This is a genomic window from Bacillus sp. EU52 (assembly GCF_037964975.1).
GTDB classification, from domain to species: domain Bacteria; phylum Bacillota; class Bacilli; order Bacillales; family Bacillaceae; genus Bacillus; species Bacillus subtilis.
In genome coordinates, this window is sequence record NZ_CP150177.1 from 1938270 (window position 1) to 1953648 (window position 15379).

Below are 15379 nucleotides of genomic sequence, written 5' to 3' on the forward strand. Positions count from 1 at the left end.
TGTCACGATTTTCTACAATTCTTCCACCAAGCTGGTTATGCTGTCCAAGTCCTCTGCCGTTAATGATTGACTGCTGAAATCGCTCAGTGTCTTTTCTGCTTTCTGTTGACCGGCGCAGTGTTTCATAATGTCCAGCAAAAAGTGTTCAATCCTGTTAATAAGCTGTTCCATTGTGTTTCTGTGAAAGCGGGCTGGCGGATAACTAAGATTGAAATGGAGCTTTTTGTCTGCTGCCATTGCACTCATCTCGATGATTTGCTCGCGCTTCCATGTATGAGTGATATCCTTTCCGCTACCAAGGCTTGATGGGCGGAAGGTGTCCTGTCTTTCGATGTCGTTGAACTGGCCCAAATAGTTAAAGCTGATTTCAGGTGTTTTTGAAAACGTAATGCTTTTATTTTCAGGGTGTGTAAGGTATTTCAGCATACCGTAACCTACCCCTTTGTTTGGTATCCGGCCCAGTGTATCTTTAACGGTTTTTACTGAGGTTCCGAGCTCATCCCTATGATTTTCAAAGCTTATGAGGGCCGGGTACATGGATGTAAACCAGCCGACCGTCCTGCTGATATCTAACTCTGGCAGAATGTGTTCTCTCCCGTGTCCTTCCATAGCGATACGGAGCTTGCTTCCTCCTGTCCATTCACAAATCGCCAAGGATGCTGCGGTTAACAGAATATCTTGTGTATCTGTGCCATAGGCGTGATTGACGTTTTGCAGCAAGACGGCGGTGTCTGCTTCAGTCAGTGAAAAGCTTAATGAGTCCCTTTTGCTGAAGTCGATGTTCACATGATGCGGTATTTCATAGGGCAGTTCTGCGGCTTGCTGTTCTTCTACACTTCGCCAATACGCCTCTTCGCGAATCAACTTACTGCTTTGGGCATATTCCTGTATGCGTCTTGCGTATTCCTGGTAGGAATCCGTTTTAGGCGGAAGCTGGATCGTCTGGCCTGCAGCAGCTTGTTGATATCCGGCTGACAAATCCTCCAGCAAAATCCGCCATGAGACACCATCAACGACAAGGTGATGGATCGCAAGGAACAAGTAATCTCCGGTCAGTGTTTTAAACAAAGCGGCGTGCAACAATGGTCCTTCCTGCAAATTGATGCTTTGCTGAAGATCGGCAACTTCTTGTTTGATTTTCGTCTCCCAGCCGCTTTCTGACTGTGAAAGATCAGAGATTCTTAAGCTGTATAGCTGTGACTCATGAATGCCTTGGTTGATTTGAATCCATCGCCTGTCATCGTTGCGATAAACCATCCGAAGCGCATCATGATGCTCCGCCAGTTTTTTCAAGGCTGGTCTAAGGGCGTTTTCAGACAAACGTCCAGAATGGAATAGCATGACAGACTGATTGAAATGGTGTCTTTCTTCAATATCTTGTGAAAAAAACCATTGCTGAACAGGCGTCCAAGGAACGTCACCCTGAATGGGTCCTTGCTCTATGATTCTCTCTGACTTACGGATAAATGGTGATAAGTCCTTTATCTTTGGATGACGGAATAAATCACTTACCTGCAAGCTTAGTCCATAGCGCCCAAGGCGTGCAGAAACTTGAAGGGCTTTGATTGAATCTCCGCCCAATTCAAAAAACGAATCCTCTATTCCGATCCTCTGGATGCCTAGAACCTCCTGCCAGATCAATGCCAGCTGCTCTTCAAGTTCGTTGCGTGGCGGGATGTATGTTTGTTTAGATGCGAAATCTGGTTCAGGCAGTGCTTTCCGGTTCAATTTGCCGTTCGATGTGAGCGGAAGATTCTCCATTTCAATGATATACGCCGGAATCATATAATTAGGCAGTGAACACGCGAGAAGTGAACGCACTTGTTCAGCATTCGTGCCTGCTTTTACGCTGATATAGCCAAACAGCTCTTTGCTCCCGGTCTGGGCTGTACGTGCTAACACTGCGGCTTCTTTGACCCCGTCTATTTGACGAAGTGCTGATTCGATCTCACCCAGCTCCACACGATAGCCTCTGACTTTTACTTGATCATCAATACGGCCAACGTACTCAATTGTGCCGTCAGGAAGCCAGCGCGCCAGATCACCTGTGCGATACAGTCGATCGCCAGGTGCAAATGGATGTGGGACAAATTTCTCTTTCGTTAAATCAGGACGGCCCAAATATCCTCTGGCGACGCCATCTCCGCCGACACAAAGTTCACCGACAGCTCCGACCGGCTGCAGCACTCCCCATTGATTTAAGATATAAGCGGTGGAATTACCAACCGGCCGCCCGATCGGAATGGAAAGTTCATATGTTTTTTGAATGTGAAGGCATGTCGAAAAAGTTGTATTTTCGGTAGGGCCATATCCATTCCATATAGATACTTCAGGGCAGACATTTCTGATTCGATTGACGTGGCTCGGCGACAAAGCTTCTCCGCCAATAATCAAATGTTTCAGCTGTGAAAATGTTTGTTCATTTTGTTCTGTCAAATGATTGAATAGAGAAGATGTCAGCCAAATCGTTGTGATTCCTTGATGTTCTATGTACCTCTTAAGCTGATGGGAATCGAGAAATGTTTGTTGATCGGACAGATGCAAAGCGGCACCATTTAGCAGCGGTCCGAAAATTTCAAATGACCCAACGTCGAAACCGATTGATGATGTCATCAGAAGGCGGTCTTCAGGTGTAAATGTAATATAATTGCTGTTTTTAACAAGACGAATTACACTTCGCTGCTCAATCATGACACCCTTTGGTTTACCGGTTGATCCAGAGGTATAAATGATATATGCGAGTGAATGTGGCCCTGCTGAAGAATCAACGTTCTTCGTTTTTTCTTGCTTTTGAATATCTTCGATTATGATTTGTTCACATTCAATGTCTAATAGCTGTTTTTCTGTTTTCTCAGATTGAAGGAGTAATGCCGCCCCGCTGTCTGACAGCATATAAGCTATTCGTTCAACAGGCAGATCAGAAGCAATAGGCAGATAGGCTCCCCCGGCTTTCAGAATGCCCAGGATTCCTGCAATGAGTTCTGGTGTTCTGCCTGTCAACAAGGCTACAACACTATCAGGCCCTACGCCCTTTATCTGTAGAACTGAGGCAATTTGATTTGCCCAGCTGTTCAGGTCCTCGTAAGTGAATACTTGGGTGTCGCTGACAATTGCTACAGCATTAGGTGTTTGTTCTGCCTGCATTTCAAAGAGTCTGCTGATGGTTTCATTTCTTGGATAATCTATTTTTGTACGATTGAGCTCGTGGATAAGGTAATGGGTCTCATCCTCATTCAGGATATTTATTGTTCCGAGAGCGGCTTTGTTGTCTTTGATGATGGAGAGTAACATATTGATAAAATATTGAAGCCACTTTTCTATCGTTTTTTTCTTATATAAGTCAGTACTAAACTCCATTTGGAACGTCAGCAAACCGTGGGGCTGTTCCTGGGCATATAGGGTTAAATCAAATTTGGACGTTTGATGCCCATTGTTTGCTGCAGGTTTGAGACAAAGTTCATCCAGCTCCAACGATTCCTGATCCATGTTTTGAAGAACAAACATTACGTCAAACAGCGGATTTCTGCTCATATCCCGTGTTAATTCAAGCTTATCGACAAGCTCTTCGAACGGGTAATCCTGGTGCTCAAAGGCTTCCAATGCTGTCTCACGCACTTCCTGCAAATACTGTACGAATGGCTTCCCGCCCTCCGGACGCGTCCGAAGCGCCAGCGTGTTCACAAACATGCCGAGTATCGGCTCAAGATCCTTGTGCGGCCGGCCGGCGATTGGCGAGCCGACGATGATATCTTCCTGTCCGCTTAAGCGTGACAAGAACGCGGTGTAAGCCGCAAGGAGCACCATGTACAGTGTGCTTCCGTTTTCTCGTGCCAGCTTGTGAAGGCCTGATGCAACCTCTTGATCCAGCGTAAATGAGACCTTGTCACCCGCGAAGCTTCGCACCGGCGGGCGGGCATGATCAGCGGGGAGATCCAGCACAGGCAGCTCGCCCTCGAGCTGCTTCAGCCAGTACGCCTCTTGCGTTTTGTACGCATCTCCTGTTTTAAATCCTTCTTGCCATACGGCATAATCTTTATATTGAATGCGCAGTGCCGGAAGCTTCCGATTATTGTACAGCTCGCCGAATTCCCGAATCAGAATGTTGACGGAAACACCGTCTGAAATGATGTGATGCATATCAACCAGCAACAGGTGCCGCTCATCTGATACCTTTACGATTTGAGCACGGAACAGCGGCGCTTGGCTGAGATCAAACGGTTTGATAAATGCGGCTGCGGCCTCCTCTTCGGTTCGTGCGCCGAGAACTGTAGTCTGTAACGTAAACGGCACCTCGTCATGGATGCGCTGCACCGGATCGCCTCCTGCGTCCTGTTCGAAGGCGGTTCGAAGCGACTCGTGGCGCTTGATCAGCTCTTTGAAAGCTCTGCCCATCCTTTCAGGGTTGAGCTTCCCTTCGAGCTCTAACACAGCCGGCATATTGTAGCCTGTCCCTCCGTCCTCCAGCTGCTGAAGGACATAAATCCGCTTTTGGGCAGAGGAAACCGGATAGGTTTCCTGTTTTTCAGCGGGCTTAATCGCTTCATATGGACTGTCCGTTCCTTCACGGATAACGGTAGCCAGCCCTTCTACCGTCGGATGGGCAAACACATCTTTTAGCGGCACCTGTACATCGAATTCTTTGGCGATCCGTGAGACAAGCGCTGTTGCTTTTAAGGAATGCCCCCCGCGGTCAAAAAAGTTATCGTGAATCCCGACAGGGCCATTTTTCAGCACGTCCTCCCACAGCTGAGAAAGCTTCATCTCAGTCACGTTTCTCGGCGCCGTGTAGGTCTCCGCATCTGCCGCTCCGTTAAGAGCTGGCAGGGCGTTTCGGTCGAGCTTTCCGCTTGGCGTAACCGGCCACTGTTCCATCTCTATCATATAGGCTGGGACCATGTAGCCCGGCAACAGTCTCTCAAGCTGCGCTCGGACTTCGTTTCTTTGGAGCCCTTCTACATAAGCGCATAATTCCGGCTCCCCGCTGTCTGTCCGTACGGTAACGGCCGCCTCTCTTACACCTTCTATACTTCTTAGTGCCGCTTCAATTTCTCCCGGCTCAATCCGGTAGCCGCGGATTTTCACCTGATCATCCGTGCGCCCGAGGAATTCAACATTCCCGTCAGGGAGCCAGCGCGCCACATCCCCGGTTTTGTACATGCGTTCACCCGGGTAAAACGGGTCTTCAAGAAAACGCTCCTCCGTTAATGCCGGCCGATTCAAATAACCTCTGGCAACACCCGCTCCGGCAATGTATAGTTCGCCGGCGACACCGGAAGGCTGTACGGCTAAATGCGGATCTAAAACATACAAACGCGCACCAGGTACGGGCTTCCCAATCGGAATCCGCAAACGGTCTCTGTCCCGTTCTGGATCTAACACGTAAAATGCCGCGTCTACCGTTGCTTCTGTCGGCCCGTAACCATGGATTAATGATACCTGCGGCAATACAGAAGCAAAACGGGCTGCCGTACGCGGCGCAAGCGGTTCACCTCCGGCGAATACACGCTTCAGGCTTGTGCTGTCACGCAACCTTTCGATTTCCGCTTGATCGAGAAAGCTGTTCAGCATAGCCGGAATAAAATGAGCCGTTGTCACGTTTTCCTGATGAATGGCTTTTACGATCAATGCCGGATCTTTCTCCCAGCCGGGCGGAAGCAGATACGCCGAAGCACCGGAAAGCGACCACCAAAACAGCTGCCACACAGACGCATCAAAGGAAAAAGAGGTTTTCACCATGACAATGTCATCTTCCGAAAGCGGAAACTGGTGCTGCATACCGGTCAGAAAGGAAACAGCCTGACGGTGCTCAACGGCCACTCCTTTCGGCTGCCCGGTAGAGCCCGATGTATAGATGACATAGGCGAGAGATCCGCCGTCAGCAGGAGTAAACTCATGGTTTTCTGCTTTTTCGCTCGCAAGAGATGTCATGTCCACTTCAAGCGTTTCGCCAGAAAAGTTTGGTGCGGAGCATCCCGGCTGTGTCAGCAAGAGCGATGCCCCGCTGTCTTTCAGCATGTAGCTCAGCCGCTCCTTTGGATACGCAGGATCAAGCGGCAAATACGCCCCGCCGGCCTTCAAGACAGCAAGGACAGCGATCAGCATGTCAGGTGAGCGTTCAGACAGGACACCGACGATACTTTTGTTTGTGACGCCGCGTGCCGCAAGGTGCGCAGCCAGTCGGCTGGCGTACATGTCAAGCTCAGCGTATGTCAGCAAACCGCCGGAAAAGCGAATCGCTGGCCGCTCCGGTGTGACTGCCGCCTGTCGCTCAAACAGGCCATGCAGGGTTGGCGCTTCAGGTGAAACAGATACTGTCCTGTTATTTTGAGAAACGATTTTCCGTGTTTTGTCCTCATCTAGCAACGTCATCTTTGACACAGGAAGAGATGGATCAGAGATGACGTCAGAGATCATGTGCAGTAAATAATCTTTTATCTCAGACATCATATTTGGTTGATAAGCGCCTGTATGAAAATGAATCCGAACGTACAAAGTACGCCCTGGGATCACTTTGACACTGCATCTATAATTAGTTACCTCTTCCATCTCAAAATCTTTCACGGAGAAATCAAATGATCCAGCTTGATTCAGCTCTTCAATCTCTTGTTGAGTAGGTGTATTTTCAAAGACGATAATATGATCAATCAGCTCTTGTTTAAGAGCACTCTGCGCCTGAATGTCATATAAAGGGAAGTAACTATACGCTTCTGCTTCAGTCATGTCCTTTTGCATTCCGCTGACTAGGTCAGAAAAAGACAGAAAATCACTTTGGACTCGAATAGGAATGGTATTGATAAAAAGTCCGACCATGTTTTCCACATCTTTTAGCTCAGAAGGTCTGCCTGATATAACTGATCCGAACACAGCATCGTCGCGGCGATTGAACTTTTGGAGCATGATTCCCCATAAAGCTTGGAAAACAGTGTTAAGTGTCGCACCACATGCTGCAGCGATTTTCTGTAATTCGGAGGTTTCTTTTTCAGGAATGGTAAACGTGATCTGCTGTAATGTCCCATCCGACATTTGATCTGTTCTTTTAGGCAGAGGCGAAGCTTTTTCGAAATGCTGAAGCCTTTTTTTCCAATACTCAGCTGCTTCTTCACGCTCTTGCTGCATCAGCCATTTAATATACGTCCCGTACGGCTGTACGGGAGGCAAATCAGGAAATTGCCCTTTTCCAAGCGCTTGATAAATATGGAGAAAGTCTTTAATGACGATGCCTAAACACCAGCCATCCATTAAAATATGATGGTGGCTCCAGATACAGACATAATGATCAGGCGCCCATTTTAAAATAGATATTCTCATCAGTACATCCGTTTGGAGATCGAAGCCCCTAGATTTATCCTGTTCTTTGAATGCCTCTGTACAATGTTCTTTATCCCTTTCATTGAGATGGGAAATATCTTCAACATGAACAGGGCAATGACGTTGCTTGAGCACGACTTGACGAGGTTTGGCTACATTTTTATAGATGAATGCTGTTCGAAAGATATCGTACCTGTCAAAAACAGCATCCATACTTTTTTGGAAACGCTCCAAGTCAAGCTGTCCATTGATCGTAAAAGAGGCCTGTTCAAAATAAGCTCTCGACTGTTCATCATACAATGAGTGAAAAAGCATCCCTTCCTGCATAAAAGACAAAGGGTATATATCCTGTATTTCGGGTTGCTGCGGCATCAGTGAATCTCCTCTCCTATAGTTTGTTGACGGCTCCCATAATCTCACTCAATTCATCAAGCGTTAAGTCTTCATCAGTGAAATCAGATGCGCTCCACTCTCGGTTTTCTTTGCCCGTACAATGTTTAATGATGTTTTCCAGTGTCTGTTTAAAATGCCCGGCAAATGTTTGGATTGTTTTATCTTCGAATTGCAGCCTGTTATAGATGATGTGCATGTTCAGGCACCCCGAAGAAACGGCGCCGCTGATATCCAGTGCATAAGGACGATCCCAGTTCGGGCTGATCTCATTTCCTGGCTTGATGTCAGACACCTCAAAGGCATTTGATTGAATATCCTGATCAAACTGGCCTAAATAATTAAAGCTGATTTCTGGGCTGTTTTTCTGAGAGCCCCATCTTTTGCTGATATATTTCAGCACGCCGTAGCCTGCGCCTTTATGCGGTATACGGTGCAGCATATCTTTTGTCTGTTTAATAAGGTGGCCCAGCCGCTCTTCTTTGTCCTTATGATCGGAATCTCTCATATCAAGCCACACAGGATAAATGGAGGTGAACCAGCCAACAGTTCTGCTAATATTGATGTCCTCAAGATATGATTCCCTTCCGTGGCCCTCCATGCTGATTTTAAATTGGTTATTTCCCGTCCATTTCTGCAAAGCAAGACCTAAAGCTGTCAGAAGGATATCATTCATCTCCGTGCTGTAAGCTTTATGTGCAGCCGTTAGTAGTAATTCTGTGTGATGGCGAGATAGCTCAAAATCAATCACTTCTGTATCTTTGAATGTGTTAGATGCTGCGTCATTGTCTTTTGGAATAGGCTGGATGTGACGGTTCTCGCACTCATCCCAGTACGCTGCTTCGCGCTGCACCTGGCGACTTTTAGAGTAGTCAGCTATTCTTTGTGAATACGTTAAATATGAATCTGTTTTTTGCGGCAGTTTAATAGATTCTCCTGAGACTGCCTGTTTGTAAGCCGCTGAAAAATCCTCGAACAAAATGCGCCAGGAAACCGCATCAACAACTAAGTGATGAATCGTCAGAAATAAATGGTCACCATTCTCGGTTCTAAACAATCCAGCGTGAAGTAAGGGGCCGGTTTCCAAACGAATATGTTCTTGCATCCGGCTGGCTGCTTCCTCAATCGTGTTCCGGGCTTCTGTTAGGCTATCCTTTACATCAAACAGTTCAAGTGCATATAGCTCCTCATCTGAAAGATCTATCCCTCTGTTTATCTGCACTTGCCTGCCATCTTCATGCCGGCATACGATTCTCAGTGCATCATGATGAGTCACAAGGCTTTTTAGTACTTTTCTAAGCGCAGCCTCATCAAATCGTTCAGCCCGGTAGATCATAACGGATTGGTTAAAATGATGGCTTTCCAGAGATTGCGAGAAAAACCACTGCTGGATAGGTGTCCAAGTAATCTCGCCTTCGACCGGGCCTTGGTGAATGGCGCGTACGTCTTTTCGAACCCGGGCGGACAGTTCACCAAGAGTCTGATGTTCAAACATCTCACGTACTGTCGTTTCAAATCCGCGCTGCTTCAGTCTGGCACAAACCTGCAGCGCTTTAATAGAGTCTCCGCCAAGCTCAAAGAAATTGGCGCTTACACCCAGCTCATCTACATTAAGAAGCTCTTCCCAAATTTCAGCCATCACCGTTTCAATCTCATTTCTAGGACTGATATCATCAGCTGTATAAGCTTGTTTTTCAGGCTCTGGCAGGGCTTTCTGATCGAGCTTTCCATTAACAGTCACCGGGATGCTGTCAATTTGTATCATACGGGCAGGCAGCATAAAGTCAGGCAAGGCTTTTTTTAGGTAAGTTCGGATGTCTGATATATTCGCAGCCTGTTGATCTTTTATCACCATATATGCATATATAGCTGTTTGCCCTTGCTCGTCTGCTCTGGTAATGACAGCCGCCTCTTTAATCATTGGATACTGAAGAAGTGCCGCTTGGATTTCGCCTAACTCAATACGGTGCCCTCTGACTTTCACCTGCTCATCAATGCGGCCTAAGTATTCCAGCTCGCCATTTGACAGGCGCTTAGCAAGATCTCCTGTTCGGTATAATCTGTCTCCCGGAAGATAAGGATTGGATACAAAACGGTCAGCGGTCAGCTCATCTCTGTTGAGATATCCCCGTGCCACACCTTCGCCGCCTATATACAGCTCCCCTGGAACTCCGATCGGCTTCAGATTCATATGAGCATCCATCACATAAGCCTGCAGAGTTGAAAGCGGCCGTCCGATATTGCTTTTATTTTTTACAATGTCTGCTGCGGACAATTTTTTGAATGTTACATGGACCGTTGTTTCTGTAATACCGTACATATTAATCAAATCAGTATGAGGATATTTTTTATTCCAGCTTTGAAGCATGCCGGGCTGTAAGGCTTCGCCGCCAAAAATCACGTAGCGGATGTTTAAATGATCTGTATGATTTTGATCTTCAAGCATCAAGCCGTAAAAAGCAGTCGGGGTCTGATTGAGTACAGTGACGCGCTCTTTTTTTAACAATAAACGGAATGCATGGGGGTCACGGGCTGTTTCTTTAGAGACCACGACTAATGTACCTCCGTTCAATAACGAACCGAACATCTCCCATACAGAGAAATCAAAGCAATAAGAATGAAATAACGTCCAGATGTCTTCATGGTTAAATTCAAAAGGCAGGTTTTGATGCTTCAAGAGACTGATCACATTGCGGTGCTCGACAATGACTCCCTTTGGCTGGCCAGTCGTTCCAGATGTGTATATCACGTATGCGGGCTGATCCGTTACTATTTCTTCAATGTTTACATCAGCCGGAATTGAGTCGTTTTCACATTCATCGATATACAAAATATGCCCGGTGTAGTCTGCAGGTTTGTTTTGACCGCGCTCTGTCAGCAGCAGTTTTGCTCCGCTGTCATTGAGCATAAAACTAATACGCTCCTTGGGATATTCAGGATCAATCGGCAAATAGGCCCCTCCAGCTTTTAAAATCGATAAAATGCCAATGATCATATCAGGTGACCGATCGAGCATCAGACCGACGATATCGCCAGTTCTGACCCCTTGTTTGATCAGCATAGCAGCTGCCCGCTCGGCTTTTTCATTCAGGTCTCGATACGTAAGCTGAGAATGGCCGCACACCACTGCGATATGCTCCGGATACTGAGCGGCTTGCTTTTCAAATAAGCTTACTATGTTTTCATTTCTCGGATAATCCGCATACTGCCCCATTTTTTCAAGGAGCAACCTACGCTCTGCAGCAGGAAGCAATTGCATGTCCGAAATTCTCATCTCGGTATCCGCCGTTACCCCTTTCACCAATTCAATAAAATAGGATGCCCACTGCGTAATGGTTTCTTCTTCAAAAAGAGCAGTGCTGTATTCAAAACGGCAGCGTATTCCACTCGGATGCTCCTCAGCGTGTAATGTTAAATCGAATTTGGATATATCATGTTTAGGAGTGACAGACGAAATCGACAGACCAGGCACTTCGAACCGGAAATCTTCACTGCTTTGAAGCACAAGCATCGCATCGAACAGCGGGTTGCGATTTACCTCTCGATTTGTATCGAGCTTATCTGCCAGCTCCTCAAAAGGATAATCCTGATGCTCATAAGCGGTCAGAGCCAGGTGGCGAATGTCCTGTAAATAGGAGCTGAACGTTTTGTGGCCCTCGGGCTTGCTGCGCATCGCCAATGTATTGACGAACATCCCGATGACGCGCTCCAGATCAGCGTGCGGTCTTCCGGCAGCAGGCGAACCGACAACAATATCCTCTTGCCCGCTTAGCTTAGATAACAAAATAGAATAGACAGCCAGAAGAATCATATATAATGTTGTTCCCGTTTCAGCCATTAAACGGTGCAGCTCATCAGCCATGTCTTTATCAATGTTGACTTCAATTGTTCCACCGCTGAAATCAGGGAGACGCGGCCTTGTTTTATCAAGCGGTAATTCTAGTGTAGGAAGACTCCCGCCAAGCTGACCGAGCCAGTAGGCCTCCTGTTTTTTGTATAGCTCTTTTGGGTGCTTCTCTTGCTGCCAAACAGCAAAATCCTTATAATGCAGGTTTAAAGCTGGCAACTCTTTTCCGCAATATAAGTCAGTAAATTCTTGGACAAGAGTGCTCATCGAGACACCGTCGGCAATAATATGGTGCATATCGAGCAGCAAAAAGCCGCGATTATTGCCCATTGTAATGACACATGCTCTAAAAAGCGGACCGGATGATAGATCAAACGGTTTGATAAAGGTCTCGATTGCAGACTCAAGCATTTGTTCTGATTCCATTTCAAGCTCTTTTAGATCAAAAGCTATCTCTGGATAAATGATCTGCACAGGCTCGTCTCTGTCAAGCACAAAAACAGTCCGTAATGCTTCATGCCGATTCACAAGTTCTGTGAGAACGCTTCTCAACCGCTGGTGATTCAGATTTCCGCGTAATTCAAGTACAGCTGGCATGTTGTAGCCTGTGCTGTCATCTGCCAGCTGATGAAGAGCATATAATCGTTTTTGCGAGAAAGACAGCGGATAGACATCTCTTTGATCCGCAGGTTCAATCTGTGTAAAAGCGTGTTCTTTTAAGCTCATCAATTTGACCGCCATGCTTTCAACCGTCGGATAAGAAAACACCTCACTGAGCGGCAGCTCGACATTAAGCTTTTTATGTATTCTTGATACCAGTGCGGCCGCTTTTAAGGACTGTCCGCCTAACTGAAAGAAATCATCACGAATGCCGATGTGCTGTTTATTCAGCACATCTTCCCAAATATGTGCGAGATCAGCTTCGATTAAGGTTCGGGGCGCCATATATGTGACACTCTTATTGTTTTCTGGTTCAGGAAGCGCAAACCTGTCAAGCTTGCCGCTGGATGTTAATGGCATCCGGCTGATGTTGATAATACTTGCTGGGATCATATAGGACGGCAATGTCCCGGCAAGATGCTGATACAAATCTGGGAGGCTGTTTCCCTTTTCTGGAACGATATAAGCAACGAGCTCCTTTTCCTCAGCAGAAACATCACGGGCCAGTACCGCGGCTTCCTTTACCCCTGGTGCTTGTCGAAGAACTGTTTCAATCTCTCTCAGTTCAATACGGTAACCCCTAATTTTTACTTGATCATCAAAACGCCCAATATATTCAATCGTTCCATCAGGCAAAAAGCGGCCTGCATCACCTGTTCGGTATAAACGCTCCCCTTCAAGGAATGGATGATCGGAGAATGCTTTCTGTGTCAGCTCTTGCTGTTTGTAGTATCCTCTCGCAAGACCCGCGCCGGAAATACACAGTTCACCCGAAGCGCCGATCGGTTGCATTTGATTTCCGTGCAAAACAAATACTTTTGTGTTTCTGATCGGGTGTCCGATCGTGATCCTCTCTTTTTCATTCAGATGCCGCAATATTGTTGTTGCCACACTGTTTTCTGTGGGCCCGTATTCATTTGCCAGTTCAGCAGAAGGACAAATCATTTGACTCAACTCAAGCAGATCAGGCGTGACCGCTTCACCCGCAAATGTAACAATACGAAGACTTTTTGCATCGTCAGCAGTCATCACTTCCAATAACACCCTGTACAGGGAAGGAACAATGATCATGTGGCTGACCTTATAACGGGCTATTTTTCGCTTAAGGGCCAGCACATCCTTCGCTTCGTCATCTGTTGTCAGCAGTACGCACGCACCAGATAAAAGCGGGGTAAATAAGCTCGTTACACAGCCGTCAAACACGTACGAAAACAAATGGAGGGATATATCCTGTTCGGTCATGCTATACTCTTCCCGTCTCCATTGCAATGTATTGGCAATACCGTGATGATCAACTAAAACCCCTTTAGGGCGCCCCGTCGTTCCCGACGTATAGATCAAGTAGGCTAGATCACCTGGCGGCATATTTGGCGCTTCTGTTTGGTAACTTTCTGTATGTTCTATCGTTATCGTATTTCCTTCATAGGACGGAGGGATTAAGGAAATAAGGTCTTCTTCTATCAGCAATTGAGCCGCTTGACTGTCCTTCAGCAGGAAAGAAAGACGTTCTGCTGGAAAATGTGGATCAAGCGGCATATAAGCGCCGCCTGCTTTCCAAATCCCAAGCAGAGCTGCAGGCATTTCCATTGACCGGCCCATCATTACAGCAACGATATCTCCAGATCCAACGCCTTTTTCTATCAGGGCGTGCGCAATCTGATTGGCTCTTACTTGTAACTGGCGATAGGTCCAGCATTTGTTTCCCATTTTCAATGCAGCAGCTTCAGGTGTTTTGTGAGCTTGTTCCTCGAACAATTGGGGTATCGTTTTGTTCACATAAGGACGCTCAGTTTCGTTAAACAATTGGATAACCTGTTGCTCCTCCGGCGGCACGATATTGATGTCACTGACGGCAACATCGGGATTTGTCAAAATGCAATCCAGTGCTTGCTTTAGATGCCCCTGAATCCTCAGCATCTCCTCCTGCTCGTAAACGTCTGCGTTGTAGCTGAATTTGATATAAAATGATTCTCCCGGAACGATAACGATATTAAAGTCGTAATTGGTTTGTTCCGACATTGAAATGTCACTCAGCTTCAGAGCGCCTTCGTCATTTTCACTCTCCACGCTTAATGCCTGATGAAGCTGTACAGGGTAATTTTCAAAAACAAAAATATGATCGATCAACCCTTGCTTCAATGGACTATGGTTTTGAATCTCATAAAGCGGATAATACCCATGCTGTTCAGATGATAAAATATCCTCCTGCACGGCTTTGACCAGTGAAGAAAACGTTATGCCTTCCGCAGATCGGATTCGCACTGGAACAGTATTGATAAACAAGCCGACCATTGATTCAATCCCATCAATCGCTGACGGGCGTCCCGAAATGACGGAGCCAAAAACGGCATCATCTGCAGCATTATATCGATGGAGCAGCACGCCCCAAATACTCATAAACAACGTGTTTAATGTCACTCCCCAGTTTTGGGCAGCCTTTGTCAGTTTCTCAACCATTTCCTGCGCCAATGAAAAGCTGACCTGGTCGGCTTTATAATTCCCGTCTGCCGTGCGGCGCTTTATTCGGGGAATAGAAGCAGTATTGCCGTACTCCTTCAAATATTCGCTCCAGTAGGCAGCGGTCTCTTCTTGATCTTGTTCTCCGAGCCATTCAATATAACGGCTGTACGGCACCGTGCTGCCAAGCTGTACAGGTGAGTTATTTTTGAGCGAATCATACATGCTGAAAAACTCTTTAAGAATAATGCCGAGACACCACCCATCCATGATGATATGGTGATGTGTCCAGACACATGTATATTGGCTGTCTCCTCTATCAAAAAGGGCAAGACGCATTAAAGGATCTTTTTGCAAATCAAATCCTTTTTCCCGATCCTTAGTCATAAAAGCATCAATCAGCGTCTGCTGTTCTTGATCAGCCAGGCGAGAAATATCTTCTCTATATACTGTCAATTCCCGGTTTGATAAGACTACCTGCTGCGGACCTGTAAGATCTGGTACTTCTTTAATGAAAATCGTTCTGAAAATATCATATCTAGAAACAAGAAGGTTTAAGCTCTTTTGAAACGAGTCGACGCATAGATTCCCTGTGATCGTAAACGAGGTCTGTTCGATATATGCTTTCGAGCTGAAATCCATTAGTGAATGAAACAGCATTCCTTCCTGCATGTGCGATAACGGATAAATATCTTGAATTTGTGCCGATTGTGCCAT

Annotated in this window: 2 protein-coding genes; both read right to left on the reverse strand. The window is 46.5% G+C overall.

Annotation, left to right across the window (positions count from 1 at the left end; translation table 11 throughout):
- Positions 1-12 precede the first annotated feature (12 nt).
- On the reverse strand, positions 13-7680 hold the full coding sequence (gene ppsC, locus NSU05_RS09740; protein ID WP_339204684.1) for a plipastatin non-ribosomal peptide synthetase PpsC: 7668 nt from the start codon (positions 7678-7680) through the stop codon (positions 13-15).
- 16 nt (positions 7681-7696) lie between these two features.
- Positions 7697-15379 carry a plipastatin non-ribosomal peptide synthetase PpsB gene (gene ppsB, locus NSU05_RS09745; protein ID WP_038429063.1) on the reverse strand — a complete coding sequence of 2561 codons (7683 nt, stop codon included), beginning with the start codon at positions 15377-15379 and terminating at the stop codon, positions 7697-7699.

What these genes read in the sequence shown, in the direction of transcription:
- ppsC (WP_339204684.1), bottom strand. Translation starts at nt 7,680, where the DNA reads ATGCCGCAGCAACCCGAAATACAGGATATATACCCTTTGTCTTTTATG.
- ppsB (WP_038429063.1), bottom strand. Translation starts at nt 15,379, where the DNA reads ATGGCACAATCGGCACAAATTCAAGATATTTATCCGTTATCGCACATG.